The organism is Streptomyces sp. KR55 (genome assembly GCF_052245645.1).
GTDB lineage: Bacteria > Actinomycetota > Actinomycetes > Streptomycetales > Streptomycetaceae > Streptomyces > Streptomyces flavusporus.
Genome location: NZ_JBQQCE010000103.1, coordinates 1 through 25,062 on the forward strand (window position 1 = coordinate 1; position 25,062 = coordinate 25,062).

Here is a 25,062-nt window from a genome sequence, read left to right on the forward strand (position 1 = left end):
TAGTCGAAGCCCTCGCCGCCGGTGACCTGCTGCTTGGCGTCGGGCAGCTCGTCCGGTGAGACCGCCCGGCTGGCACCGAACTTCAGCGCGGCCTCGCGGCGGGCCGGGACCGGGTCGACGGCGACGATCTCGGCGGCGCCCCGCAGCCGCGCACCCTGGATCGCGGAGATGCCGACGCCGCCGCAGCCGATGACGGCGACCGACGAGCCCGCCTCCACGTCGGCCGTGTTGAGGGCGGCACCCAGCCCGGTGGTCACCCCGCAGCCGATGAGGGCGGCGATGTCGAAGGGCACGTCGTCGGGGATCGGCACCGCGCAGCCGGCGTCGACCACGACCTCCTCGGTGAAGGTGCCGGTGCCCGCGAAGCCGAAGAGGTCTCCGCCGGGACGCTTGTAGTTGGGGGTGCCCGCGTTCATGAACCCGGCCAGACACAGTTCGGTCTGTCCGCGGCGGCAGGCGGGACAGGCGCCGCAGGCGGGCAGCCAGCAGACGACGACCCGGTCGCCTGCTTGGAGATGGCGTACTCCCTCGCCCACTTCGAGGATCTCGCCGGCCCCTTCATGCCCCGGCACGAAGGGCGCCGGCTGCGGCAGTACGCCGTTCATCGCCGACAGGTCCGAGTGGCACAGCCCGGTCGCCCGCACCCGGATGCGCACCTTGCCGGGGCCGAACCCCACCGCCTCGACGTCGTCGAGGACCTCCAGCTTGTCCTGACCTATCTCGTGCAGTACGGCTGCGCGCATGGTGCGGCTCCCCTCAAGAGTCCTTCACCGACTGGTACGATCTCCGACGTGCTGAGCGAGAACCAAGCCAGCACAGCAAGTCCTTTGCTTGCAGTACCAAACCGGGCTGGTTCCAACCCGGCTGGTGTTGATCGTGTAAGGCCTGCCGGTCCGCAGGGCCGCAGGCGACGTGAGCCAGGAATCCCCCTGCTTCAGCTGGGGGAGGGTTCAAGAGTGCTCGACGATGGTGTCGGCAAGGACGGGCGAGTCGTCCCGCTCGACCGAGGTCACGGCAACCCGGACCGCCGCCTCCTGCCGCCACATACGGATGCGCAGCGTCTCGCCGGGATACACGACCCCGGCGAACCGCGTGGTGTACGAGCGCACCCGGGTCACATCACCGCCCAGCAGCGTGTCGACGACCGCCTTGAGCGTCATGCCGTACGTGCACAGCCCGTGCAGGATGGGCCGCTCGAACCCGGCGACCTTGGCGAACTCGGGGTCGGCGTGCAGGGGGTTGTAGTCGCCGGAGAGGCGGTACAGCAGGGCCTGGTCCTCGCGGCTGTGCCGCTCGACGGTACGGTCGGGCGCGCCGGTCGGGGGTTCGAGGCGCGCGGACGGCCCGCGGTCGCCACCCCACCCGCCCTCCCCTCGTACGAAGATCTGCGCGTCGTTGGTCCACAACGGCCCGTCGGCGTCGGCGACTTCGGTGCGCATGACGAGGACGGCGGCCTTGCCCTTGTCGTACACGGCGGCGATACGGCCGGTGGCGGTGGCGGTTCCCCGCACCGGGATCGGCCGGTGGATCCGCAGTGCCTGGCCGCCGTGCAGGACGCGGGCGAGGTCGACGTCGACACCCGGCATGGATAGGCTGCTGATCACGCCGGGCGAGCCCGCGCCCGCGACGGTGGCGAAGCTGGGCAGCACATGCAGCCGGGACTCCAGGGTGTAGCGCAGCTCGTCGGGGTCGGTGGCGGGGACGCCGGCGCCGATGCCGAGGTGGTAGAGCTGGACGTCCTTCTGGTCCCAGGTGATCTCGCCGGTCCGGGGTTCGGCGGCGAGCGCCTTGGCTGCGTCGATGGGCATGGGGCTCCTGTCGGCTCTAAGACCCCGGTACGGCCGTCCGCACCGTCGGCCGCACCGAGGTCGTCACGGGCCGTTCTAGAACGCGTTCCAGTCCGGCGCACCCTGTATAGCCGAGCCCATCAGAGTTGTGAAGGCTCCTGACGCTGCATCAGCTCAATGGGTCGTCGAGCAGGAACGTCACCGCCCCGTCGCCTTCCGCGGCAACCACACCGCCATCATCACCGCCCCCACCGCCAGCACCCCCGCACTCGCCCGGAACGCCAGCGCGTACCCCTCCGTCAGTGCCGCAGGTCCGTCGCTGCCCTGCGTCCGTGCCGCTGCGATCGTCGACATCACGGCGAGCCCGAGTGAGCCGCCCATCGTGCGGGAGGTGTTGACCAGCCCGGAGACCAGTCCGGCCTCCCCGGCCGGCGCTCCCGACGTGGCCAGCGCGGCCAGCGGGGTGGCCGCGAGCCCCGCGCCCAGCATCATCAGGATCCCCGGGACCATGATCGCCGCCAGATACGTCCCCTCCGCACTGATCGTCGACTGCCACCCGAACCCGACCGCAGCCACCACCGTCCCCAGCACGGCCACGTTCCGCTCCCCCGCTCTCCGCATCAGACGCGGCGCGAGTTTGGAGCCGGCGACCACGGCCAGCGAGCTCGGCACCAGGGCCAGCCCGGCCTCGAGCGGCGTGTAGCCGAGCACGTTCTGCGCGTACAGGGTCATGAAGTACCACATGCAGAACATGGCCGCGCCGCTGAGGAACATCGCCGCGTTCGCCGACGACACCGCCCGCCGGCCGAGCAGTCCGAGCGGCATGAGCGGCGCGGCCGTACGCGCCTCGACCAGCAGGAACAGCCCGACCAGCGCGAGCCCCGCAACCAGCGGCACCAGGGTCGCCGCCGCCGTCCACCCCGAGGCCTCGGTCTGCGAGATCCCGTACGCCAGCGTGCCGAGCCCCGCGGTCACCAGTAGTGCGCCCGGCAGGTCCAGCCGCCGCCCGTCCCCGGCGCGGCTCTCCGGGAGCCATCGGAGGGCCCCGAGCAGGACAACCGCGCCGATCGGCACGTTGATCAGCAGCACCCACCGCCACGACAGCCCGTCGACCAGCAGCCCGCCGACGAGCCCGCCCGCGGCTCCGCCGCCCGCGCCGACCGCCGTCCAGGTCGCGATGGCCCGCGCCCGGGCGGCGCCCTCCGGGACGGCGGCCGTGAGGATCGTCAGCGTCGAGGGCGCCAGCACCGCGGCGCCGAGTCCCTGCACGGCCCGGGTGGCCAGCAGCTCCCAGCCCTCCCGGGCCAGCCCGCCGCCCAGCGAGGCCAGCGTGAACAGGGCGAGCCCGACCAGGAACATCCGCTTGCGCCCGTACAGGTCCCCGGCCCGCCCGCCGAGCAGCATGAACCCGGCGAAGGCGATCGCGTACGCGTTCACCACCCACTGCAGTCCGGAGCCGCTCAGCCCCAGATCAGCCCGCATCGACGGCAGCGCCACGTTCACGACGGACACGTCGAGCACGACGAGGAACTGGCCGGCACACGCCAGCGCCACCACCAGCCAGGTGGGCGGCGCGGCACGGCGGGATGTGCGGGTGGGGACGTCAGCGGCTCCGAGCATGGGTGTCATGCTCTCAACCACCCACGCTCCTGGCATCGGGATTTCGACCTAGGCCAGACCTGGGCCCGCTCTCAAAGAGTCTCCGAGCAGGGCCTGCGCCAGTTCCCAAGAGAAGGTCAAGAATTCGTTAGCTGACCAAAGCATCGGAATAGTTGCCCAGGTACACCGGGTTGATCACCCACATGAAACAAACGACGAACGACCAGCCCACCGGCAGAGCGACCGGCGCCGTCGTCCCGGTCCTCGCCTTCGCGGGCATCGTTGTCGCCGTGATGCAGACCCTGCTCGTCCCGGTCATCAAGGATCTGCCGCAGCTGCTGGACACCGCGCCCAGCGACGCCACCTGGGTCCTGACCTCGACGCTTCTCTCCGGAGCCGTGGCCACGCCGATCATGGGCCGCCTCGGTGACCTGTTCGGCAAGCGGCGGATGCTGATCATCAGCCTCGCCGTGATGGTGGTCGGCGCGCTGGTCAGCGCCCTCACCAGCGACCTGCTGACGATGATCGGAGGCCGTACGCTCCAGGGCTTCGCCATGGGCGCCATCCCGCTCGGCATCGGCCTGATGCGCGACATGCTGCCCCGCGAGCGGCTCGGCTCGGCGATGGCGCTGATGAGCTCCTCGATCGGCGTAGGCGGCGGACTCGCGCTCCCGGCCGCGGCCCTGGTGGCCCAGAACACCGACTGGCACGCCCTCTTCTACGGCGCCGCCGGCCTCGGCGTCCTGGCCATCGTCCTCACCCTGCTCGCCGTACCCGAGTCCCCGATGCGCGCCGAGGGGTCCTTCGACCTGCCGGGCGCGCTCGGTCTCTCCCTCGGGCTGGTCCTCTTCCTGCTGCCGATCACCAAGGGCAGCGACTGGGGCTGGACGTCCGCCACCACGCTGGGCCTGTTCGCCGCGTCGGTCGTCGTCCTGCTCCTGTGGGGCGTCTACGAGCTGCGCACCGCGGCCCCCCTCGTGGACCTGCGCACCACCGCCCGCCCCGCGGTGCTGTTCACCAACCTCGCCTCGATCATGGTCGGCGTCTCCTTCTACGTCGTCTCCCTCGTCCTCCCCCAGCTCCTCCAGCTCCCGACCAGCACCGGCTACGGCCTCGGCCAGTCGATGGTCGTCGCGGGCCTGCTGGTCGCCCCGCTGGGCCTGACGATGATGTTCACGGCACCCGTCTACGCCCGCCTCTCGGCGAAGTACGGCCCCAAGTTCACCCTGATCCTGGGCCTGTCGATCATCGCCATCGGCTACGGCGCCGGCCTCGGCCTGATGAGCGCCGCCTGGCAGTCCCTCGTCATCGCCGTCCTCCTGGGCGCAGGCATCGGCCTCGCCTACTCCTCGCTGCCCGCGCTGATCGTCGGCGCGGTCCCGGCCTCGGAGACGGGTGCGGCGAACGGCCTCAACACGCTGATGCGTTCCATCGGTACGTCCGTCTCCAGCGCCGTCATCGGCATGGTGCTGGCCAACACGGCGAACACCGTGAACGGCGTGGAGATCCCGACCATGCACGGCTTCCGCGTCTCCTTCCTGATCGCGACCGGCGCCGTGGCCGTCGGCCTGCTGCTGGCCCTGTTCCTGCCGAAGCCGAACCGCGCGCCCCAGCTGCGGGCCAGCAGCGAGGAGGACGCCAACCTGGCCCGCGCCGAAGAGGTCCTGCGCGGCTTCCGCGGCCGCGTCCTCGATGCCGAGGGCACTCCGGTCGCCCGCGCGAAGGTGACGCTGATCGACCGCCGGGGCCGGCAGGCGGGCGCGACGCTCTCCGCCGAGGACGGCAGTTATGCCCTCGCGGTCCCGGCCCATGGCGCCTACGTCCTGGCCGCCAAGGCCACCGGCCACGGCCCCCTCGCCTCGGCCGCGACCCACTCCGGCGACGACCGCCCGGTCGAGCTGGACCTCGCTTTGCCGGGCGAGACGGTCACCGCCTGACCCGCCCGCATCCACGCCCCCGTCGCGCGCCGACGGGGGCGTGGTGCACGATGGGGCGCCCAGTCACCCGTACGACCGAAAGGAACCCCATGACCGCGGCACCCAAGCCGGACATCCTGGCCGCGTTCGAGGCGGCCAAGGGGTTCATGCCCACGGATGAAGGCCTGGCCCTCTACGCGGCGGCCGTCGAAGCCGGGCGGCTCGGACTGCCGCTCCTCGAGGTCGGCACGTACTGCGGCCGCTCCACGATCCTGCTCGCCGACGCCGCCCGCGCGGCCGGCGTCCCTGCACTCACCGTCGACCACCACCGCGGCAGCGAGGAGCAGCAGCCCGGCTGGGACTACCACGACCCGGAGACGGTCGACCCCGAGCTCGGCCTGATGGACACGCTGCCCACCTTCCGCCGCACGCTGCACAAGGCGGGCCTGGAGGAGCACGTCGTCGCCCTCGTCGGCCGCTCGCCGCAGGTCGCGCAGGTCTGGGGCACCGCCCTCGGCCTGGTCTTCATCGACGGCGGCCACACCGACGAACACGCGACCGCCGACTACGAGGGCTGGGCGCCGCATGTCGCCGAGGGCGGTCTGCTGGTCATCCACGACGTGTTCCCCGACCCCGCGGACGAGTTCACCGGCCAGGCCCCGTACCGCGTCTACCTCCGCGCCCTCGCCTCCGGCGCCTTCACGGAGGTCTCGGCCACCGACTCGCTGCGGGTGCTGCGGCGCACGGGGGCGGGGATCTGAGCGGTCCCGCAAGGGGCTTCGGCAGCCGAACGGCGCAGGCCACCACCCATTGGGCCGCACACGGGCCGTGGGGTGGCGTGACCGGCAGCTAGGGTGGCAGACGTGTCGTACCGAGGCCCCGAATTCGATGACCTCCAACCCCGCCGCCCCCGCCGCGGGGCACTGACCGTCGCCGTCGCGGCGCTGGTGCCGGGCGCGCTGCTCGGGTGGCTGGTGTACGAGGCGGTGGGTGACTCCGAGGGCTCCGGCGGTACGCCGGGACAGGCGTCCGGGGCCTCGGCGAGCACGCGCCCCTCCTCGGCCGCCTCCCCGACCGATGCGCCCGCCTCCGACGCCAAGGAGCCGAGCGCCTCCCCGACGCCCTCGGCCGCCGCTCCCCTCAAGGGCAAGGTCGTCGTCATCGACCCCGGTCACAACCCGGGCAACTTCCAGCACACGGCCGATATCAACCGCAAGGTGCATATCGGCACGAACTGGAAGGAGTGCGACACAACAGGCACATCCACCAACTCCGGGTACACGGAGGCCAGGTTCACCCTGGACGTCGCCCACCGCCTGCGCACGCTGCTGCAACAGCAGGGCGCCACGGTGAAGCTGACCCAGGACGGCGACCGGCCGTACGGTCCCTGCATCGACGAGCGGGCGCGGATCGGGAACGCCGCGAAAGCCGACGCCGTCGTGTCCATCCACGCGGACGGGTCCGGCACCGGGAACCGCGGCTTCCACGTCATCCTCCCGGCGTCCGTCCACAAGGGCGCCGCCGACACCCGGCCGATCGTCGGGCCGTCCCGCGACCTCGGCGAGCGCATCGCGGGAAGTTTCGTACGCCTCACCGGCAGCGCGCCGTCCAACTACGTAGGCAACGGCACCGGTCTCGTCACGCGTCAGGACCTGGGCGGTCTCAATCTGTCAACGGTTCCCAAGGTCTTCATCGAGTGCGGCAACATGCGCGATAGCAAGGACGCGGCACTGCTGACCAGCGGCGCCTGGCGGCAGAAGGCGGCGCATGGGATCTCTGAGGGAATCGTGAGTTTCCTGCGCGGGTAGTGCTCAGCGCGCTGATCCCGGCGGACAGCGCGATCGTACGGACGATAGTGTCATCCGTACGATGAGGGGCCACCCCCGCGCTTCGCACCGGGGCCTGACGGCGACATGGTGACAGCGACGCCTCTACCGACGAGACGACCTACGAAGGACCTTTGAAGTGAATATCCGCTCCCTCACTCGAGGCGACGGCGTGGTGATCGGAGCAGCGGTGTTGCTGTTCATCGCGTCGTTCCTCGACTTCTACTCGTCCGACGGTGCTCCGGACGGCCTGGACATGCCCAGCCTGTGGGGCAGCGGGCCGGTGTTGATGAGCGTCGTGCTGGCGGGTCTCATCGGCGCCGCGCTCGTCGTCGTCGGCCGCGGGCTGCCGCAGGCCCCGAAGGTCGCAGGGCTCGACCTCGGTCAGTTCGGCGTCGCCTTCACGGTGTTCGCCGCATGGAGCGCGCTCGGCAGCGTCTTCGACCCGGCGAGCGCCGCCAACAACTTCGGCGGTGACTCCTCCGACGGCCCCGACGCCGGCACGGGCCTGATCCTCGCCCTCGTCGCCACCCTACTCATGGCCGCCGCCGCTGTCGCCACCCCGCTGGTCCCCGCCCTCAAGGGCACCCTCCTCCCGGCCCCGCGCCCCGCCGCCCCGCAGCCCTACGGCGGTCAGCCGCAGGGTGGTTACGGCTACCCGGGCGCCCAGCAGCCCGCCGGATACGGCGGTCAGCCGCAGCCGGGGCAGCCCGGTCAGCCCTACGGCGGTCAGCCGCAGCAGGCCCAGCAGCCGCAGCCGCCGGCCGGGGACTTCTCCCCGTTCTGGTTCGCGGTGCCGGTGCCGCGGCCGCTGTTCCCGGAGGACGGTTCGCCGACCCCCATCGCCGAACTCGCCCCGGGCACCTGGTACTTGGCCGTCGAGCAGCGCGGTCCGGCGCTGGTCGCGCAGACGCAGGACGGCCGCCGCGGTGTCCTGCAGGACACGACCGGTATCCAGCGCGGCTGACGTCGAGCCCGTAGCTGCACGGCCCCTCACCCTTCCGGGCGGGGGGCCGTTGTCGTACAGTCACCCCCCTCAGAAAACTGACAGCTCGTCAGGAGGCGGCGAAATGCGGCTCGGTCTCGCGCTCGGATACTGGGGCCGCGGTCCCTCCCCCGACCACGTGGCTCTGGCCCAGGAGGCGGAGCGGCTCGGGTACGACTCGGTGTGGACGGCGGAGTCCTGGGGCTCGGACGCGTTCACGCCGCTCACCTGGATCGCCGCCCACACCTCAACCATCAAGCTGGGTACCGCGGTTGCCCAGATGGCGGCCCGGTCGCCGACCACCACCGCCATGCAGGCCCTCACCCTCGATCATCTCTCCGGCGGCCGGATGCTGCTGGGGCTCGGGCTGTCGGGGCCGCAGGTGGTGGAGGGCTGGTACGGGCGGCCGTTCCCGTCCTCGCCGTTGACCGCGACCCGGGAGTACGTCGACGTCGTACGGCAGGTCCTCGAGCGGCAGGCACCTGTCGAAGTCGACGGACGGTTCCACTCCCACCCGTACCGGGGCGCGGACGGCACCGGCCTCGGTAGGCCCCTGAAGCCGATCACCCACCCCCTGCGACCCGATCTGCCCGTCCTGCTGGGCGCGGAGGGGCCGAAGAACATCGCGCAGACGGCCCGGATCGCCGACGGCTGGCTGCCGTTGTACTGGTCCCCGCTGCGGACCGAGGTGTACGAGGCCTCGCTCGCCGGCGCTCCCGAGGGCTTCCTCGTCGCCCCCATGGCCCGGGCGCGGGTGTGCGCCGACGTCGCGGAGGGGCTGCTGCCGGTCAAGGCGATGCTCGGCTTCTACATCGGCGGGATGGGCCACGCCAAGCGCAACTTCCACGCCGATCTGATGGCCCGCATGGGATACGAGGAGGAGGCCCGGCGGATCCAGGAGCTGTTCCTTGCCGGCCGTCGTGAGGAGGCCGTACGGGCGGTCCCCGACGCGTTCGCGGACGAGATCTCCCTCGTCGGTCCGCGCGAACGCATCGCGCAACGGCTGGAGTTGTGGCGCAAGGGCCCGGTGACCGACCTGCTGGTCCTGGCTCCCGACCCGCACACGCTTCGGGTGCTCGCGGAGCTCAACTCCTAGCGGTTCAGCGGAAGATGGCCACCGGGTCCAGCGACAGCTCCCCCGTCTGTGCGTCCCAGCCCCGCACCTTGCCCAGGCAGCGGGCCGTGAACTGCCCCCGGTAGTAGCGCTCCTTGCGGAAGTCGCCGCGGCCCTCGGACTCGTCGCAGATGATCTCCACGTGTGCGGGCGGCTCGCCGCTGCCGTAGCGGGCGCGCAGCTGTACGTCTCCGTTCTCCAGTCGGCGGGCGGTGAAGTCGCCGGTGACGGAGACGTACGCCAGCCGCAGGGCGCTCAGGGGTACTTGGCCGTCGGGGTATCTTCCGCTGAGCCGGTCGGAGAGCTCCCGGTTGAGGACGAGTTCGCCGTCGACGAGGTCGGCGTCCACCACCTTGTCCTCCTTGCGCATCGCGTCCATGAGTACGCCGATCACGTTCATGGGGGTGCTCTCCTGGAGGTAGGTGGTGACCCGCTCCTTGGTGACGCCCCGGTCCGCCTTGCCCATCCAGAAGAAGAGCTTGCCCCACAGGCCGAGGTTGCTGGTGACCTGGAGCCGGTCGGCGACCTCCTGGGTCAGGGACTGGGCGAAGCCGCCGACCTCGTAGATGTCCATGACCTGCTGCTTGTGCAGGTAGAAGCACATGTCGAGGTGTGTCCCGGCGCGCTTGCGCCGGCGGCGCAGGCGCTGCCATCCGTATCGGAGCAGGATGGCGAGGCAGGCCGCTGTGACGGCCCAGACGAGCAGCCATGGCCACCACAGGCCCCACCACTGACTGTCAATGACACCCACGGATCTCCTTGAACGCGTCGGAGAGGGAGGAGAGGTTGGCGTCGACCATGTGGCCGCCGGTCGCGGTGGCGGCGCGTTTCAGGGCTGCCGCGTCGGCCTCTCCGAAATGGACGGGGAAGGTGGGCACCGCCTTCGCGTCGCTGCCGAGGGAGTCGTGGCGGCGCAGGAACTCCTCGTACGTGATGCCCGCGTTGTTCTCGCCGTCGGTCATCAGCACGATCGCGACGGGACGTGCGGGCTCGTCGCGTACGGCGGCGGTGGCGATGCGGTAGCCGCGGTCGAGGGCGGTCCAGACGGCGGTGGCGTCGTCGTAACCGCCCTCGGCGACCAGCTGGTCGAGGGTGCGCAGATCGGCGTCGCCGCGTACGGTCACGGTGCGTTCCTCCAGTACCCGGCCGCCGAACCGGACGACCGTGAGGCGTTCGCCGCGGTAGAAGCGGGCGAACTTGCCGGTGGAGGTGTCGTCGGCGCCGCTGAGTCCGGCGAAGGCGGCGCGCAGGCCGGCCATCCGCTCGCCGCGCATCGAGGTCGAGAAGTCCAGTACGAAGACGACCTGGTCGGCGGTGCGGATCTGGGGGTCGCCGTAGTCGGTGATCAGTTGCTCGACGATGGACAGCCGGTCGGGGAAGGAGAGCGCGTTGCCGACGGAGGCCCTGAGCGGTTCGGAGGGCTCGACGTCCTGGTTGACGGGGCGGCGGAAGGTCCGCTCCATGAGCTTTCGTTGCGTGTCGGCGCCGAGCAGCCAGTCCACCACCCTGCCGTATGCCGAGCGCTGTTTCTGGTCGAGCAGCAGCAGCGGGAAGTCGGAGAGCACCATGCCGTCGTCGGGGTGCACGATCCGGAGTGGTTCGTCCAGCCTGTCGTCGCCGGTGAGGGACAGCAGCTCCGACTCGTGCGCGATCAGCGCGTTGGTGTCGCCCGGGTTGCTCAGATGGGCGGCGATCAGGTCGCGGGAGCTGGGTGCGGTGAGGGTCTGGCCGGAGCGGAAGCCCCGCAGGCGGTCGCAGGAGACGTCCTCTTCGCGCAGGGCGCGGCCCGTGCCGGCGGCGGCGGTGGCGACGCCGACGAGCGCGGCGCGGCCGGTGTCGCTGCGCCGCGGGTCGGCCATCCCGAACCGTACGGTGCCGTCGGCGGCGGCGTCCGCCACGTCGGCCCAGGAGATCCGGCCCTCGGGGGCGGCCTTGCGCAGCTTCTCGGCGATGTCGGGTTCGAGGCCGACGACGACCGGTGACCGCATGATCGGGGTGGACTCGGGCCGGGTCAGGCGGCCCTCGGAGTTCTGGACGCGGAGCTGGAACGAGCGGTCCGAGGCGAGCCACGCCAGGTCGTACTCCGGGCCGCCCGGGTACTGTCCTTCGAGGTCCGCGTTGGCCTCGTACTCCATCTCCAGCGTGACCCCGGTGTCCTCCTCCAGTTCGCCCAGCAGCGGTGCGACATCGGCGAGTTCGGGACTGGCGAGGACCCGGAGCGTGACCGGGTCCTCGTCCTGGGCGCAGGAGGTGAGGCCGGCGAGGAGGACCAGGGTGAGCGACGCCGTCAGGGCGCGGACGAGCCTGGTCATGATGCGTCGTCCGGGTTGGGCGGCGGACAGTCGCCGACGTAGTTGATGATGTCCTGCAGGGTCTCCAGGCCGGGTTCGAGCGCCTTGGTCTGGTCGCGGTTCGGGACCGGTACCTGGATGCCGCGCTCGCTCAGGTACGCGTCCAGTTGCTCGCTGGCGCCGTCCTCGCCGTTGAAGCGGATCCGGAAGCCCAGTTCCAGTGCCCGCTGGCGGAGCTCCTCGTCCTCCCTGATCAGCTCGACCAGCCGGTCGCCGTCCGGGCTCAGGGAGATGAGCTGCGGCTCGGTGAGCGCGTACGGCTTGGGGTAGAGCAGGACGCGGCTGGTGTCCTGCTCGCCGCGCTTGGCGTGGTGGGCGATCTGGTGGGCCAGGAACTGGTGCTCGTAGATCAGGGAGATGGGCGCCAGGGACTCACCGAGGTCGGAGAAGTAGCTGTCGGCCTGCTCGTCGGCCCACATGCCCTGCAGACTGACGAGGGGCTTGATCTCCGCGGCGATCCGGTCGACTTCCTCCTTGGCGCGCTCGGGGTCGTTGGGGTGGTTCGAGCCCGGGATCTTGTCGTCGTTGGCGACGAAGGCGAGCATGCTGAGATAGGTGCCCGCGGCGTTGGACTCGCAGACGTTGGACGTACGCACCAGGACGCTGCCGCTGTTGCTGCGGTTGTGCCGGGCCACGTCCTCGTAGCCGATGCCGTTCCAGGTGTCCGCCTTCTTGCCCTTGCCGTCCTTGGAGTCGTCCGGGTCGTCCACGCCGTCGAGCAGGGTCATGAACTTTTCCATGTCGAGGTCGTAGTAGATCGTCGGATCCCTGCCCGTCGGCTGCTGCGCCGTCGCCACCCCGGCCTGCACCAGGGTTTCGGCGTAGTCGCGGAAGGTGCCGAGGGCCAGCGGGCTGACGAAGGGGCGCACCGACTGACCCGTGTCGTCCGGCCGGTCCAGGATCAGCTTCGCCGCGGGCTGGCCGGACGGGAAGACCACGTCCAGGCCCTTCAGGGACCGTGTGGCGATGCCCCGGGAGCCGAGGCGGCGGATGTCCACGCGGATGCCGTGCTTGAGTAACAGCCGTTCCACTTCGGGGTCTTTGAAGTAGTCGGACTTGGAGGCCATCCGCGACTCGACGACCGTGATGCGTTCGAACGGCCGGAGCGCGTTGCCCGAGATCAGCAGGGACAGCAGACCGGCGAGGGCGAGCGGCAGCGCGGCGACGACGAGACGCGGGACGCGGCGGGGTGTGGTTCGGCGGGTGGTGAGTCTCGGTTCCTCGATCGTGGATGTTCTGTCGTCGGACAACGGCCCTCCTGCCGCTCAAGGGGGCAGGATCATCAGAGACCCCGGAGAACACCATCCCCCGGAGGAACCAACTCCACTCGAACGGCGGACGAATGACAGCCGACCGCGGTGCGGCGGCAGCGGGGTTTCAGTCAGGGGCGAGCGGCAACCCGGAGGGCATGTCCCCTCGATATCGCAACGGTGCCAACCAGGCCGGCACGGTCATCGCGATCGTCGCCGACATCATGGCCCTCATCCTGGGCCTGTGGATCCTGATGTACCTGCTGGACGCCAACCGCGCCAACGACTTCGTGCAGTTCGTGCACGACGCGGCGCGCTGGCTCGCCGGCTGGTCGCATGATCTGTTCACTTTCGACGAGGAGTGGGCGCGCGTCGTCGCCGGGTACGGGCTGGCCGCGGTCGTGTACCTGTTCGTGGGGCACGCGATCGCCAATCGAGTACATCGGCATTGACGCCCCCAGGGGCGCGGGGCTGTATCAACATGCGGCTCCTCCCCCACTCTCGGCTGCGCTCGAGCGGGGGGACCCCCACCGTGGGCGCGACCAGCCACAGACAACCCGCACCCGCCACTGAACACGATCCGCCCGAGCTCTCAGGCGCAGCAGTCAGCGTCCAACCCCGCCGGCAGGCGGTCGCCGCCGAAGACCGCGCACGTGGCCTCGTGGCCGCCGAGTGCGGCGACGGCGAGCAGCAGGGAGCCGGCCGTCCAGGTGGTGAGCTCGCGTGGCCAGATCGCGTCGTCGTCGAAGACGTAGCCCGTCCAGTACAGGCCGGTCCGCGGATCGCGCAGGTGCTGGATGGACTGCAGGATGTCCAGCGCGCGGTCGGACTCGCCCATCGCCCACAGGGCCAGGGCGAGTTCGGCCGATTCCCCACCGGTCACCCACGGGTTGGGGACCACGCAGCGCACCCCGAGGCCGGGGACGACGAACCGGTCCCAGCCCTCCTCCATACGGGACTTGGCCTCCGCACCGGTCAGGGCGCCGCCCAGCACCGGGTAGTACCAGTCCATCGAGTAGCGGTCCTTGTCCAGAAACCGCTCCGGGTGCCGGCGTATCGCGTGCCGCAGCATGCCCACCGCCAACTCCCAGTCGGGCTGCGGCTCTTCACGCTGCTCGGCGATGGCGAGCGCGCAGCGCAGCGCGTGGTGGATCGAGGAGCTGCCGGTGAGCAGCGCGTCCGCGGTGGAGGTGCCGTCGTCCTCGCGCTTCCAGCCGATCTGCCCGCCCGGCTGCTGGAGGGCCAGCACGAACTCGACCGCCGAGTACACCACCGGCCACATACGGTCCAGGAAGGTGTCGTCGCCGGTCGACAGGTAGTGGTGCCAGACGCCTACGGCGACGTAGGCGACGAAGTTGGTCTCGCGGCCCCGGTCGGTGACGTCGTGCGGGTCGCCGTCGGCGTATGCCGCGTACCAGGAGCCGTCCTCGTTCTGGTGCGTCGCCAGCCACAGGTACGCCCGCTCGGCGGCCTCGTGCTCGCCCGCCGCGTCCAGCGCCATCGCGGCCTCGACGTGGTCCCACGGGTCGAGATGGTGCCCGCGGAACCACGGGATCGCCCCGTCCTCGCGCTGCACGGCGAGGATGCCGGCGACGGTCGCGGCGGCCTGCTCGGAGGTGAGGACCCCGGGCAGGACGAGGTGTTCTGTCCGGGGAGTGGTCACTTGGCGTCCACCCGAGGCAGGTGCGGCTTGGTCGCGTACGCCACGAAGCTCTTGCCGATCAGCGGGTTGAGCGCCTGCTCGGCGACCCTGGTCGCGAGCGGCTTCTTCATGATGTCCCAGACCAGCAGCTTGTGGTACGCCCGCACCGGCAGCGCCTTGTCGTTGTCGACACCGAACGCGCACTTCAGCCACCAGTAGGGACTGTGCAGGGCGTGCGCATGGTGTGTGCCGTACGGCTTGAGACCGGCCTCGCGGATCTTCGCGAGCAGCTCGTCCGCCTTGTAGATGCGGATGTGGCCGCCCTCGACCTCGTGGTAGGCGTCGGACAGGGCCCAGCAGACCTTCTCGGGACCGTACCGGGGGACGGTGATCGCGATCCGCCCGCCGGGCTTGAGCACGCGGACCATCTCGGCGAGGACGCCCTTGTCGTCGGGGATGTGCTCCATCACCTCGGAGATGATCACGACGTCGAAGGACTCGTCCGGGAAGGGCAGCGCGAGGGCGTCGCCCTCCATCGCGGTCGCGGTGGCGCCCTCCGGGGCCTCCCCCGCCTCCTTCATCGCCGCGAACCACTTGGCGACCTCGCGGATCTCCTCACCGTTCTGGTCCAGCGCCACGACCTGCGCGCCGCGCCGGTAGCACTCGAACGCGTGCCGCCCGGCACCACAGCCGAGGTCCAGAACACGGTCGCCCGGGGCGAGCGGAAACCGGGAGAAGTCGACGGTCAGCACGTGGCCCTGCTTTCGGAATAGACGCCTTCAACACCTGTGGAAACCGCGGATGCACCAGCGGTCGCGGACGCGGACCCGGCGATGGCCTCCCGGTAGCGGGCCACCGTGCCCTCCGCGGCCCGCGCCCAGGTGAAGTGCCGCAGCACCCGCTCACGCCCCGCCGCGCCAAGGCGTGCCCGCAGGTCCGGGTCGCCCAGCAGCCGGATCAGCCCGGCGGCCAGCGCCCCCGCGTCGCCGGGCGGCACCGCCAGGCAGGTCTCCCCGTCCCGTCCGGCGACCTCGGGAATCGCCCCGCCGGTCGTGGCGAGCAGCGGCGTCCCGGTGGCCATCGCCTCGGCGGCCGGCAGGGAGAAGCCCTCGTACAGCGACGGCACGCACGCCACCTGCGCCGAGCGGACCAGGTCGACGAGTTCGGCGTCGGAGATGCCCTTGACGAACTCGACGGCGCCCTCGAGGCCGTACCGCTGAACGGCCTGTGCGACCGGCCCCTCCTCGGGCCGCTTGCCGACGACGACGAGGTGGGCGTCGGGATGCTCGGTGCGGACCTTCGCCAGCGCCTCGACGAGGAAGACCAGGCCCTTCAGCGGGACATCGGCGCTGGACGTGGTGACGATCCGGCCCGGGATCTGCCGTACCGACGGATTCGGCGAGAACAGGTCCGTGTCCGCGCCGATGTGGACCACGTGGATGCGGTCCTGCCGTACGCCGAGGTGGTCGACGATCTCCTGGCGGGACGTACCGGAGACGGTGAGGACCGACGGCAGGCGGCGCGCCACGCGCTTCTGCATGCGGGTGAAGGCGTACCAGCGGCGTACGGACAGCCGCCGCTGCCAGCCCTGAGCCGCGTCGAGCTCCAACTGGCGGTCCACGGTGATGGGGTGGTGGATCGTGGTGACGAGCGGGGCGCCCACATCACCCAGCAGCCCGTACCCGAGCGTCTGGTTGTCGTGCACGACGTCGAACTCGCCGCGCCGGGCGCGCAGATGACGGCGGGCGCGGAGCGAGAACGTCAGCGGCTCGGGGAAACCGCCGGTCCACATGGTCGCCACTTCCAGCGCGTCGATCCAGTCCCGGTACTCGTCGCGCTTCGGCGTGCGGAAGGGGTCGGGCTGGCGGTAGAGATCGAGGCTGGGCAGCTCGGTGAGGCGCAGTCCGTCGTAACCCTCGTCGAGGACGGGGTAGGGCTGGGCGCCGATGACCTCGACGCGGTGGCCGAGGCGGGCGAGTTCGCGGGAGAGGTGCCGGACGTAGACGCCCTGGCCGCCGCAGAACGGGTTTCCCTTGTAGGTGAGGAGTGCGATACGGAGCGGTCGCTCGCCGTCGGCGGCCAGGTCCCCGGGGGACCCCGCCTGACTGGCCTCAGCGGTCACTCTGGGCCCCCTTCTCACTGCACTGTCCCGCGAGATTACGCCGGGACGCTAATCTAGAACAAGTTTCAGACTTGATCGTTCAAGAGGCTCTGAATCTACCGGCAGGTAGGGCCGCTGTGAGCGGTGGATCAGGTGATTCACGCCACGGCGGGCGCGATCCGGCCGGGCCTGCCATGCTGACTGATTGCACGCCCTCACGGACTGTCACGGAAACGGGATCCATGCCTGCGGAAGCCAAGGTGGAAGCCAGGAGCGCGCGGTCCGCCGCGCCCGCGACCCCGCCCCTCACCGAGCGGCAGGAGGCGCGTCGGCGCCGCATCCTGCGGGCGAGCGCACAGCTGGCCAGCCGGGGCGGTTTCGACGCGGTGCAGATGCGCGAGGTCGCGGAGTCCTCGCAGGTGGCGCTGGGCACGCTGTACCGCTACTTCCCGTCCAAGGTGCATCTGCTGGTCGCCACGATGCAGGACCAGCTGGAGCACATGCACGGCACACTGCGCAAGAAGCCGCCGTCGGGCGAGACGGCGGCCGAGCGGGTCGCGGAGACGCTGATGCGGGCCTTCCGCGCCCTGCAGCGCGAGCCGCATCTGGCCGATGCGATGGTCCGTGCGCTGACCTTCGCGGACCGCAGCGTGAGCCCCGAGGTGGACCAGGTGTCCCGCCAGACGACGGCGATCATCCTGGACGCCATGGGCCTGGCCGACCCGACCCCGGCGCAGCTCTCCGCCGTCCGCGTCATCGAGCACACCTGGCACTCGGCGCTGATCACCTGGCTCTCGGGCCGCGCCTCCATCGCCCAGGTGAAGATCGACATCGAGACGGTGTGCCGCCTGATCGATCTGACGGACCCCGACACCAGGGCGTAGACACACGAAAAACCTACGAGACGGGTTCCCTTCGCCGGTATTACCCGGATCAGGTATTGGGGGTCGCCGTCCGGCCCAACTGCTGCCTTCCGGCCTCTCAGCCCGACCGTCGACGTCGGCCACGGCGGATGCCGAAACATCTCGCCACAGTCGGCTACTCCGGTCGAACTCCCTCACTCGTCCCGTAGGCCAATACCAGAATATAACGCCCAGAGCCAGACGGAACCCCCCGAAGGGGACTTTTTTCATCCCTCCGGCGGAAACACCGGCTCCCCGCTCCCCAGCAGCGTGATCATGATCGCTTCGACGGGGCAGCCCTCCGCCGCCGCCAGGACCTTCTCGTTGGCGTCGGTCTCCGGTTCGACGGGGTGGGACTGGCGGCCCGCGTCGAGGCGGAAGGAGCCGGGGGCGTGGTGGAGGCACTGGGCGGAGCCGATGCACAGGGCGCGGTCCACCTCGACCTGCCAGCGGTCGCCCATGATCTACGCCTCCCAGCCGGCCGGCAGATGGATCATCTTGTGCTCCAGGTACTCGCCGTACCCCTCCGGACCGAACTCCCGGCCCAGGCCCGAGTTCTTGTAGCCGCCGAACGGGCCGAGCATGTCGAGGCTGAAGGTGTTGACCGAATAGGTGCCGGTACGGACCCGGCGCGCGATGTCGATGCCGTGCTCGACGTCGGCCGTCCAGACGCTGCCCGACAGTCCGTAGTCGGAGTCGTTGGCGATCTTCACTGCGTCGGCTTCGTCGTCGTACGGGAGCAGGCAGATCACCGGGCCGAAGATCTCCTCGCGGGCGATCCGCATCGAGTTGTCGACGTCGCCGAAGAGGGTGGGTTCCACGTACCAGCCGCGCTCCAGGCCCGCCGGCCGGCCGCCGCCGGTGAGGATCTTCGCGCCCTCCTCCTGGCCGATGCGGATGTAGTCGAGGTTGCGGCGCTGCTGCCGCCGGGCGACCAGCGGGCCCACCTGCGTGGCCGGGTCCAGCGGGTCGCCGACGACCAGTGCGCTCGCGGCGCTCGCGAAGGCGTCCGCGAACTCGTCGTAGCGGGAGCGGGGCAGCAGGATGCGCGTCTGGGCGACGCAGGCCTGCCCGTTGTTCATCCAGGCCGCCGGGACGATCCCGGAGACGGCTGTCCCGACGTCCGCGTCCGGCAGCACGACGGCCGCCGACTTTCCGCCGAGCTCCAGTGTCACGCGGGTGAGGTTGCGGGCGGCCACCTCCATCACCCGCTTTCCCGCGGCCACCGAGCCGGTGAAGGAGACCTTGTCGACGCCCGGGTGCCCGACGAGGTACTCGCTGACCTCGCGGTCCGCCGGCAGGATCGACAGCACGCCCTCGGGCAGCCCGGCCTCCTTCGCGATCTCGCCGAGGAGGTAGGCGTCGAGGGGTGACTCGGGGGACGGCTTCAGCACCACCGTGCAGCCGGTGAGCAGCGCGGGTGCGAGCTTGGCGGCAGCGACGAACTGCGGGACGTTCCAGGGGACGACGGCCGCGACGACCCCGACGGGCTCGCGCCGCACGAGGATCCGCCCGAGGACGCCGTCGCGCGTCTCCTCGTACGTGTGGTCCCGGGCGACCGTGATCGCCGCATCCCAGACCATCATCGCGCCGAGTGCCTGCGCAAGGACGCTCCAGGAGTACGGCGATCCGTTCTCGGAGGAGATCACGCGGGCGATCTCCTCGTGGCGGGCGGCGATCCCGTCCTTGATCCGCCCGACGACCTCGATCCGCTCCTCCAGCGACAGCCGGGGCCAGGGCCCCTCGTCGAACGCCCGGCGGGCCGCGGCGACCGCCCGGTCGACATCGGCGGGCGACGCGTGCGGCACCCGACCGATGACCTCTTCCGTGTGCGGCGAGATCACCTCGATGACGTCCTTGCCCAGGGGGTCGGTCAACTCCCCGCCGATGAACAGCTGTCCGTGTTCCACGAGCTCGGTCATGGCCGACTGCCTCCCCGGAGCGTGACTCTGACGATCCATCAGATATCGGAACTGATACCAGTTCCGCTCGGAGGAGTCCACAGGCCGGTCAGGCTCGCAGGTCGGAAGGGTCCCACAGGAAGGTGACTTGGGCTCCCATCGAAACCCGTTCTAGTTATAGTGGCGAGAACGCGGCGACAGGGGAGCCCATGACACAGGTCAGCGACCACGGCGGAGGCGTCCGGTCCATCCGGGTCCCCATCCCGGACAATCCCCTGGGCTTCACGCTCGTGTACGTCGTCGACACCGACCGCGGTCCGGTACTGGTCGACACGGGCTGGGACGACCCGGCGTCCTGGGACACCCTCGCCGAGGGGCTGACCATGTGCGGTACCTCGCCGGACGAGATCCACGGGGTGGTCATCACCCACCACCACCCCGACCACCACGGCCTGTCGGGCCGGGTACGGGAGACGTCCGGCGCCTGGATCGCGATGCACGCGGCGGACACCGCGATCGTCCGCCGCACCCGCGAGACCCAGCCAGGCCACTGGTTCGCCTACATGACGGCCAAACTCACCGCGGCCGGCGCACCCGAGGAGCACGTGGCCCCCCTGCGCAACGCCCGCCCGCGCACCCTGCCCGGCCTCTCCCCCGCCCTCCCCGACCGGGAGATCGTCCCCGGCGAACTCCTCGACCTCCCCGGCCGCCGCCTGCGCGCGATCTGGACGCCCGGCCACACACCGGGCCACGTCTGCCTGCACCTGGAGGAGCAGCACCCCGCCCGCCTTTCGGGCCACGGCCGACTGTTCTCCGGCGACCACCTGCTGCCCGGGATCACCCCGCACATCGGCCTGTACGAGGACCCGGACGACGCCACCGTGACCGACCCCCTCGGCGACTACCTCGACTCGCTCGAACGCGTCGGCCGCCTCGCCCCCGCCGAGGTCCTCCCGGCCCACCAGCACGCGTTCGCCGACGCACCGGCCCGCGTACGGGAGTTGCTCACCCACCACGAGGAGCGGCTCACCGGCCTGCTGAACCTCCTGACCTCGCCGCTCACTCCCTGGCAGCTCGCCGAGCGCATGGAGTGGAACCGCCCATGGGAGCAGATCCCGTACGGCTCGAGGAACATCGCGGTCTCGGAGGCGGAGGCCCACCTTCGCCGCCTGGTGAAGCTGGGTCGCGCGGAGGCGGTGCCGGGGAGCGAGCCGGTGGCGTACGTGGCGGTGTGAACCCGGCCCCCGGTTCCAGGGAACGGAGCATCCACAGGCGCCCCTCAGCCCCTTCCGTACGGCCCGGTAGAGTGGCCGAGTCGTCATCACACCCGTACGGGGGGAAGCCGGTGCAAATCCGGCGCTGACCCGCAACCGTGAGCCGGGCCCGGCAGGGCTTCGGTGAGCCGGACTGCCCCGGACGGAACGTGACCGGCTCACGTGCACCGGCAACCGGCCGGTGTGCGGCACCGTCGAGGCATACGGAGCCGAGCCGCCCGGGGTGTCCCGTGCTGCCCGGTTCCTTTCAGGGAGAGGCACCCCGCCGATCATGAACGTCCGCCGCAGTGCAGCGGTCCTGGCCGCCACCGCCGTGATCGGCGTCGCCGCGACCCCGGTCGCCCAGGCCGCCGACCCGTCCCCGTCCGCCTCACCGTCCGTGGCGATCCCGTCCGGGCTGTACGGCAGTACGGACCCGAGCTTCGACGGCGTCTGGCGCCAGTCGCTCGCCCTGCTCGCCCAGGACACCGTGGGGGTCGAGCCCGCGGCCAAGGCCGTGGACTGGCTCACCGGACAGCAGTGCGCGAACGGCGCCTTCGCACCGTTCCGCGCCGACCCCGCCAAGCCCTGCGACGCCAAGACCCCGGTCGACACCAACATGACGGCCGCCGCCGTGCAGGCCCTCGCCGCACTCGGCGGGCACGACGCCGCCATCGGCGAGGCCGTCACCTGGCTGAAGTCCGCGCAGAACAAGGACGGCGGCTGGGGCTACACCGCGGGCGGCCCCAGCGACACGAACTCCACGTCCCTCGTCATCGGCGCCCTCACCGCGGTCGGCGAGCAGCCGAAGGACGTCGTCAAGAGCGGCAAGTCCCCCTACGACGCCCTGCTCGAACTGGCCGTCCCCTGCGACGAGGACGGCGGCGGTGCCTTCGCCTACCAGCCCGGCAAGAAGGGCGAGCTCGCAGCCAACGCCGATGCGACGGCGGCCGGAGTGCTCGCCGCCCTCGGCAAGGGCATGGCCCCCCGGGCCGCCGACAAGGTGTCCACCGGCTCCTCCTGCGCCGACAGCGACCTCACCCCGCCGCAGGCCGCCGCGGGCGGTGCCGCCTTTCTCGCCCGGGCCATCGAGAAGGACGGCCACCTGAAGTCCGCCCTCGCCGGCGCCGAGGACCAGCCCGACTACGGCAACACCGCCGACGCCGTCGTCGCCCTCGCCGCGCAGGGCGGCGCCGAACAGGCCGCGAAGCCCCTGAAGTGGCTGGAGGAGAACGGCCCCGCCTGGGCCGAGCAGAGCGGCCCCTCCGCCTACGCCCAGCTGATCTTCGCCGCCCACGCCACGGGCAGCGACCCGCGCGACTTCGGCGGCACCGACCTCGTCCAGCGCCTCAACGCGACGGGCCCCGCCCCGCAGTCGGCCGAGCAGACCGCCGACGCCGCGGAAAAGGCCGACTCGGAGTCCGACTCCGACTCCGCATCCGACGACGGGGTCAGCGTCTGGTGGATCATCGGCGTCGGTCTCGTCGCCGGTATCGGCATCGGCTTCCTGATCAGCGGCCGCAACAAGGGGCAGCAGCCGTGATACGCCGTACCGCGCTCCTCCTGGCCGCGTGCCTGTTCGTCCTGGCGGGCGGCGCGGGCCAGGCCCAGGCGGTCGGGTACCGCTACTGGTCCTTCTGGGAACGCGCCGGCGACCAGTGGACGTACGCCACCCAGGGACCGTCCACCGCCCGCCCCGCCGACGGCGACGTCCAGGGCTTCCGTTTCTCCGTCAGCGAGGACTCCCAGGACTCCGCCCGGCCCCGCGACACGGCGGACTTCGCGACCATCTGCGCGAAGACGCCCGCGCAGGAGGGCAGGAAGCGGGTGGCTCTCGTCATCGACTTCGGCACGCCCACGGACGCCCCGTCCGGCGAAACCCCACCGCCCACCCGCACGGCCTGCGCGGCTGTCGCCCCCGACGCGACGACAGCCGAGGCCCTGGCCACCATCGCCAAACCCCTGCGCTACGACTCCAACGCCCTGCTGTGCGCCATCGCGGGCTACCCGGAACGGGGGTGCGGGGAGCAGGTGAAGACGGAGGAGAAGCCGACGGCATCAGAGAACACGGCATCAGAGAACAAGGACACGGACGAGTCGGGCGGCCCGTCGCTCGGCGTACTGACAGCAATCGCCGCGATAGCAACACTGGGCGCAGCAACGGGGTGGCAGGCGCGCCGACGTAGAAATGGCTAGCCCCGGCTACGGGCAGCCGTGCCGCCACAACCGCCGCAGCTGCGGGCAGCTGTGCCGCCGCATCCGCCATAGCTGCGGGCAGTCGTGCCGCTGGGGCGGCACGGGTGGGCGATGGGGGTCCCCACGCTCGAGCGAAGCCGAGAGCGGGGGAGGCACCCGGCACGTGCCGGCAAGCGCACCCACCCCCCGCCACCAGCACCGCACGCCCCTCCACCCCGGCGCCTGGTGGCTCTGGTCCCTCTGCCTCGGCACCGCAGCCACCCGCACCACCAACCCCCTCCTCCTCACCCTCCTCATCACGGTCTCGGCCTACGTCGTGGTCACCCGCCGCCCGAACACCCCTTGGTCCCGCTCCTACGGCGCCTTCCTCAAACTCGCCCTGGCCGTCCTCCTCATCCGCCTCGTCTTCGCCATCGCCCTCGGCTCCCCCATCCCCGGCACGCACACCCTCCTCACCCTCCCCGAAGTCCCCCTCCCCGACTGGGCGCAGGGCATCCGCCTGGGCGGCAGGGTGACCGCCGAGACCCTGGTCTTCGCCCTGTACGACGGCCTGAAGCTGGCCACACTCCTCATCTGTGTCAGCGCAGCGAACGCCCTCGCGAGCCCCTCCCGCCTGCTCAAGTCCCTCCCCGGCGCCCTGTACGAGACCGGCGTCGCGGTGGTCGTGGCCCTGACCTTCGCACCGAGCCTCATCGCCGACGCCCAGCGCCTGCGCGCCGCCCGCCGATTGCGCGGCCGCCCGGACCGAGGTGTACGGGGCCTGCTTCAGGTAGGACTGCCCGTCCTGGAGGGCGCCCTCGAACGCTCCGTCGCTCTCGCCGCCGCGATGGACGCCCGCGGCTACGGCCGTACCGCCCAGGTCCCGGTCGCCGTCCGCCGTACGACGGCCGCGCTCACCCTGACCGGCCTGGTCGGCGTATGCGCGGGAACGTACGGACTGCTGACGGCGGAGGGCGGCACGTACGGTCTTCCCGTGCTGCTCGCCGGACTCGCCGCCGCGCTGGCCGGGTTGTGGCTCGGCGGCCGTCGTTCCCTGCGCACCCGCTACCGCCCCGACAGGTGGGACCTGCGCGCCAGTCTGGTCGCCGCGTCCGGCGCCGCCGTCGCCGCACTGCTCGCGCTCGCCGCCGCCTCGGACCCGGCGGCGATGCACCCGGGCGTGGTCCCCCTGGTCGCCCCGACGCTGCCCCTGTGGCCGGCGGCGGCCGTACTCCTCGGCCTGCTCCCGGCGTTCATCACGCCTCCTCCCGCCGGCCCCGTCCTCAAGGAGCCCTCATGATCCGCTTCGAGGACGTCTCCGTGACGTACGACGGGGCGGCCGAACCCACCGTCCAGGGCGTCGACTTCGAGGTCCCGGAGGGCGAACTCGTCCTGCTCGTCGGCCCGTCTGGCGTCGGCAAGTCCACCGTTCTCGGCGCGGTGAGCGGGCTCGTCCCGCACTTCACCGGCGGCACCCTGCGGGGCAGGGTCACCGTGGCCGGCCGGGACACCCGTACGCACAAGCCGCGCGAACTCGCCGACGTCGTCGGCACCGTCGGCCAGGATCCGCTGTCCCACTTCGTGACGGACACCGTCGAGGACGAACTCGCCTACGGCATGGAGTCGTTGGGCCTCGCCCCGGACGTCATGCGCCGCCGCGTCGAGGAGACCCTGGACCTGCTGGGCCTCGCCGACCTGCGGGACCGCCCGATCGCCACCCTCTCCGGCGGCCAGCAGCAGCGTGTCGCGATCGGCTCGGTCCTCACCCCGCATCCGAGTGTGCTGGTCCTGGACGAGCCGACCTCCGCGCTCGACCCGGCCGCCGCCGAGGAGGTCCTCGCCGTGCTCCAGCGGCTCGTCCACGACCTGGGGACGACGGTCCTGATGGCCGAGCACCGCCTGGAACGGGTCGTCCAGTACGCCGACCAGGTCGTCCTGCTGCCCGCCCCGGGCGCCGCCCCGCTGCTCGGCACCCCGGCCGAGGTGATGGCCGTGTCGCCGGTGTATCCGCCGGTCGTCGACCTGGGCCGGCTCGCGGGCTGGTCCCCGCTGCCGCTGACCGTCCGCGACGCCCGTCGCCGGGCGGCCGACCTGCGCGCACGCCTCGACGGCCGGGAAGCCGGCGGCGCATGCCTCGACGGCCGGGAACCCGACGGCACGCCCACCCCGGCCCCGCCGTCGAGCGCGACGCGCAGACCCCCCGCCCCCCGCCGGCTGTTCCGCAGGCGCAGCACACCCGACACCCCGCCCACCCCTCACC

General features: G+C 71.5%; 23 protein-coding genes. 12 read left to right on the forward strand and 11 right to left on the reverse strand.

Going from position 1 to position 25,062, the window contains the following annotated elements:
- The 3 genes from ACTWQJ_RS17300 to ACTWQJ_RS17310 all read right to left on the reverse strand — a co-directional run.
- A partial coding sequence (locus tag ACTWQJ_RS17300) for an alcohol dehydrogenase catalytic domain-containing protein (protein ID WP_443307528.1) occupies nt 1–743 on the reverse strand: 743 nt, incomplete at its 3' end.
- A gap of 207 nt (nt 744–950) precedes the next feature.
- A complete protein-coding gene (locus ACTWQJ_RS17305) occupies nt 951–1,808 on the reverse strand; it encodes a MaoC/PaaZ C-terminal domain-containing protein (protein WP_443307529.1) in 858 nt (285 codons plus the stop codon).
- Nucleotides 1,809–1,985: 177 nt separating this feature from the next.
- The gene (locus tag ACTWQJ_RS17310; RefSeq protein ID WP_443307548.1) at nt 1,986–3,416 is read right to left on the reverse strand and encodes a DHA2 family efflux MFS transporter permease subunit; all 1,431 of its coding nucleotides are present in this window, start codon (nt 3,414–3,416) and stop codon (nt 1,986–1,988) included.
- Between the two features lie 173 nt (nt 3,417–3,589).
- Between ACTWQJ_RS17310 and ACTWQJ_RS17315 the strand changes: the two genes are divergently transcribed.
- The 5 genes from ACTWQJ_RS17315 to ACTWQJ_RS17335 all read left to right on the forward strand — a co-directional run bounded on the left by ACTWQJ_RS17315 (nt 3,590) and on the right by ACTWQJ_RS17335 (nt 9,209).
- A complete protein-coding gene (locus tag ACTWQJ_RS17315) occupies nt 3,590–5,323 on the forward strand; it encodes an MFS transporter (protein WP_443307530.1) in 1,734 nt (577 codons plus the stop codon).
- Nucleotides 5,324–5,412: 89 nt separating this feature from the next.
- On the forward strand, nt 5,413–6,063 hold the full coding sequence (locus ACTWQJ_RS17320; RefSeq protein ID WP_443307531.1) for a class I SAM-dependent methyltransferase: 651 nt from the start codon (nt 5,413–5,415) through the stop codon (nt 6,061–6,063).
- 102 nt (nt 6,064–6,165) lie between these two features.
- The gene (locus ACTWQJ_RS17325) at nt 6,166–7,110 is read left to right on the forward strand and encodes an N-acetylmuramoyl-L-alanine amidase (RefSeq protein ID WP_443307532.1); all 945 of its coding nucleotides are present in this window, start codon (nt 6,166–6,168) and stop codon (nt 7,108–7,110) included.
- 157 nt (nt 7,111–7,267) lie between these two features.
- Nucleotides 7,268–8,095, forward strand: coding sequence for a DUF5336 domain-containing protein (locus ACTWQJ_RS17330; protein WP_443307533.1), 828 nt, complete (start codon nt 7,268–7,270; stop codon nt 8,093–8,095).
- Between the two features lie 103 nt (nt 8,096–8,198).
- Nucleotides 8,199–9,209 carry an LLM class F420-dependent oxidoreductase gene (locus tag ACTWQJ_RS17335; protein WP_443307534.1) on the forward strand — a complete coding sequence of 337 codons (1,011 nt, stop codon included), beginning with the start codon at nt 8,199–8,201 and terminating at the stop codon, nt 9,207–9,209.
- A 4-nt stretch (nt 9,210–9,213) separates the two neighbouring features.
- On the opposite strand, the gene ACTWQJ_RS17340 is transcribed toward ACTWQJ_RS17335, so the two are convergent.
- The 3 genes from ACTWQJ_RS17340 to ACTWQJ_RS17350 are packed head-to-tail and all read right to left on the reverse strand — an operon-like array spanning nt 9,214 to nt 12,828.
- Nucleotides 9,214–9,978 (reverse strand): hypothetical protein, encoded by a 765-nt coding sequence (locus tag ACTWQJ_RS17340; protein ID WP_443307535.1) that lies wholly within the window; start codon nt 9,976–9,978, stop codon nt 9,214–9,216.
- A complete protein-coding gene (locus ACTWQJ_RS17345) occupies nt 9,965–11,539 on the reverse strand; it encodes a substrate-binding domain-containing protein (RefSeq protein ID WP_443307536.1) in 1,575 nt (524 codons plus the stop codon). Before ACTWQJ_RS17345 ends, ACTWQJ_RS17340 begins: the two co-directional genes overlap by 14 nt.
- On the reverse strand, nt 11,536–12,828 hold the full coding sequence (locus ACTWQJ_RS17350) for a hypothetical protein (protein WP_443307537.1): 1,293 nt from the start codon (nt 12,826–12,828) through the stop codon (nt 11,536–11,538). Before ACTWQJ_RS17350 ends, ACTWQJ_RS17345 begins: the two co-directional genes overlap by 4 nt.
- A 158-nt stretch (nt 12,829–12,986) precedes the next feature.
- Here ACTWQJ_RS17350 and ACTWQJ_RS17355 point away from each other — a divergent pair, with 158 nt between their 5' ends.
- Nucleotides 12,987–13,280 (forward strand): hypothetical protein, encoded by a 294-nt coding sequence (locus tag ACTWQJ_RS17355; protein ID WP_443307538.1) that lies wholly within the window; start codon nt 12,987–12,989, stop codon nt 13,278–13,280.
- A 140-nt stretch (nt 13,281–13,420) separates the two neighbouring features.
- Here ACTWQJ_RS17355 and ACTWQJ_RS17360 read toward each other — a convergent pair whose 3' ends face one another.
- Genes ACTWQJ_RS17360 through ACTWQJ_RS17370 form a run of 3 tightly spaced genes read right to left on the reverse strand, consistent with a single transcriptional unit; the run spans nt 13,421 to nt 16,592 of the window.
- Nucleotides 13,421–14,491, reverse strand: coding sequence for a prenyltransferase/squalene oxidase repeat-containing protein (locus tag ACTWQJ_RS17360; protein ID WP_443307539.1), 1,071 nt, complete (start codon nt 14,489–14,491; stop codon nt 13,421–13,423).
- Complete coding sequence (locus tag ACTWQJ_RS17365) at nt 14,488–15,222, reverse strand: class I SAM-dependent methyltransferase (protein WP_126391870.1); 735 nt, start codon at nt 15,220–15,222, stop codon at nt 14,488–14,490. The genes ACTWQJ_RS17360 and ACTWQJ_RS17365 overlap by 4 nt, the downstream gene beginning before the upstream one ends.
- Nucleotides 15,216–16,592, reverse strand: a complete 1,377-nt coding sequence (locus ACTWQJ_RS17370) for a glycosyltransferase family 4 protein (protein ID WP_443307540.1) — start codon at nt 16,590–16,592, stop codon at nt 15,216–15,218. The genes ACTWQJ_RS17365 and ACTWQJ_RS17370 overlap by 7 nt, the downstream gene beginning before the upstream one ends.
- Nucleotides 16,593–16,813: 221 nt before the next feature.
- Between ACTWQJ_RS17370 and ACTWQJ_RS17375 the strand changes: the two genes are divergently transcribed.
- Nucleotides 16,814–17,455 carry a TetR family transcriptional regulator gene (locus ACTWQJ_RS17375; protein ID WP_443307541.1) on the forward strand — a complete coding sequence of 214 codons (642 nt, stop codon included), beginning with the start codon at nt 16,814–16,816 and terminating at the stop codon, nt 17,453–17,455.
- A 245-nt stretch (nt 17,456–17,700) separates the two neighbouring features.
- Here the strand turns inward: ACTWQJ_RS17375 and ACTWQJ_RS17380 are convergent, their stop codons facing one another.
- Both ACTWQJ_RS17380 and ACTWQJ_RS17385 read right to left on the reverse strand, forming a co-directional pair.
- Entirely contained in the window at nt 17,701–17,934 is a 234-nt protein-coding gene (locus ACTWQJ_RS17380) for a ferredoxin (RefSeq protein WP_129800813.1), read from the reverse strand.
- A 3-nt stretch (nt 17,935–17,937) separates the two neighbouring features.
- Complete coding sequence (locus ACTWQJ_RS17385) at nt 17,938–19,395, reverse strand: aldehyde dehydrogenase (protein ID WP_443307542.1); 1,458 nt, start codon at nt 19,393–19,395, stop codon at nt 17,938–17,940.
- A gap of 188 nt (nt 19,396–19,583) precedes the next feature.
- On the opposite strand from ACTWQJ_RS17385, the gene ACTWQJ_RS17390 reads away from it, so the two are divergent.
- From ACTWQJ_RS17390 to ACTWQJ_RS17410, 5 genes are all read left to right on the forward strand, one after another.
- Nucleotides 19,584–20,609, forward strand: a complete 1,026-nt coding sequence (locus tag ACTWQJ_RS17390; protein ID WP_443307543.1) for an MBL fold metallo-hydrolase — start codon at nt 19,584–19,586, stop codon at nt 20,607–20,609.
- Nucleotides 20,610–20,919: 310 nt separating this feature from the next.
- Complete coding sequence (locus tag ACTWQJ_RS17395; protein WP_443307544.1) at nt 20,920–22,170, forward strand: prenyltransferase/squalene oxidase repeat-containing protein; 1,251 nt, start codon at nt 20,920–20,922, stop codon at nt 22,168–22,170.
- On the forward strand, nt 22,167–22,823 hold the full coding sequence (locus tag ACTWQJ_RS17400) for an SCO2322 family protein (protein WP_443307545.1): 657 nt from the start codon (nt 22,167–22,169) through the stop codon (nt 22,821–22,823). Before ACTWQJ_RS17395 ends, ACTWQJ_RS17400 begins: the two co-directional genes overlap by 4 nt.
- A 163-nt stretch (nt 22,824–22,986) precedes the next feature.
- Nucleotides 22,987–24,102: an energy-coupling factor transporter transmembrane component T gene (locus ACTWQJ_RS17405; protein ID WP_443307546.1), complete on the forward strand. Its 1,116-nt coding sequence runs from the start codon at nt 22,987–22,989 to the stop codon at nt 24,100–24,102.
- Nucleotides 24,099–25,062: ABC transporter ATP-binding protein (locus tag ACTWQJ_RS17410; protein ID WP_443307547.1), on the forward strand; the 964-nt coding region annotated here is incomplete at its 3' end. The genes ACTWQJ_RS17405 and ACTWQJ_RS17410, both read left to right, overlap by 4 nt.

Coding starts and splice junctions, on each gene's coding strand:
- ACTWQJ_RS17305 (WP_443307529.1), bottom strand. CDS start 1,808: ATGCCCATCGACGCAGCCAAGGCGCTCGCCGCCGAACCCCGGACCGGC.
- ACTWQJ_RS17310 (WP_443307548.1), bottom strand. CDS start 3,416: ATGACACCCATGCTCGGAGCCGCTGACGTCCCCACCCGCACATCCCGC.
- ACTWQJ_RS17315 (WP_443307530.1), top strand. CDS start 3,590: ATGAAACAAACGACGAACGACCAGCCCACCGGCAGAGCGACCGGCGCC.
- ACTWQJ_RS17320 (WP_443307531.1), top strand. CDS start 5,413: ATGACCGCGGCACCCAAGCCGGACATCCTGGCCGCGTTCGAGGCGGCC.
- ACTWQJ_RS17335 (WP_443307534.1), top strand. CDS start 8,199: ATGCGGCTCGGTCTCGCGCTCGGATACTGGGGCCGCGGTCCCTCCCCC.
- ACTWQJ_RS17345 (WP_443307536.1), bottom strand. CDS start 11,539: ATGACCAGGCTCGTCCGCGCCCTGACGGCGTCGCTCACCCTGGTCCTC.
- ACTWQJ_RS17355 (WP_443307538.1), top strand. CDS start 12,987: ATGTCCCCTCGATATCGCAACGGTGCCAACCAGGCCGGCACGGTCATC.
- ACTWQJ_RS17375 (WP_443307541.1), top strand. CDS start 16,814: ATGCCTGCGGAAGCCAAGGTGGAAGCCAGGAGCGCGCGGTCCGCCGCG.
- ACTWQJ_RS17380 (WP_129800813.1), bottom strand. CDS start 17,934: ATGGGCGACCGCTGGCAGGTCGAGGTGGACCGCGCCCTGTGCATCGGC.
- ACTWQJ_RS17385 (WP_443307542.1), bottom strand. CDS start 19,395: ATGACCGAGCTCGTGGAACACGGACAGCTGTTCATCGGCGGGGAGTTG.
- ACTWQJ_RS17390 (WP_443307543.1), top strand. CDS start 19,584: ATGACACAGGTCAGCGACCACGGCGGAGGCGTCCGGTCCATCCGGGTC.
- ACTWQJ_RS17395 (WP_443307544.1), top strand. CDS start 20,920: ATGAACGTCCGCCGCAGTGCAGCGGTCCTGGCCGCCACCGCCGTGATC.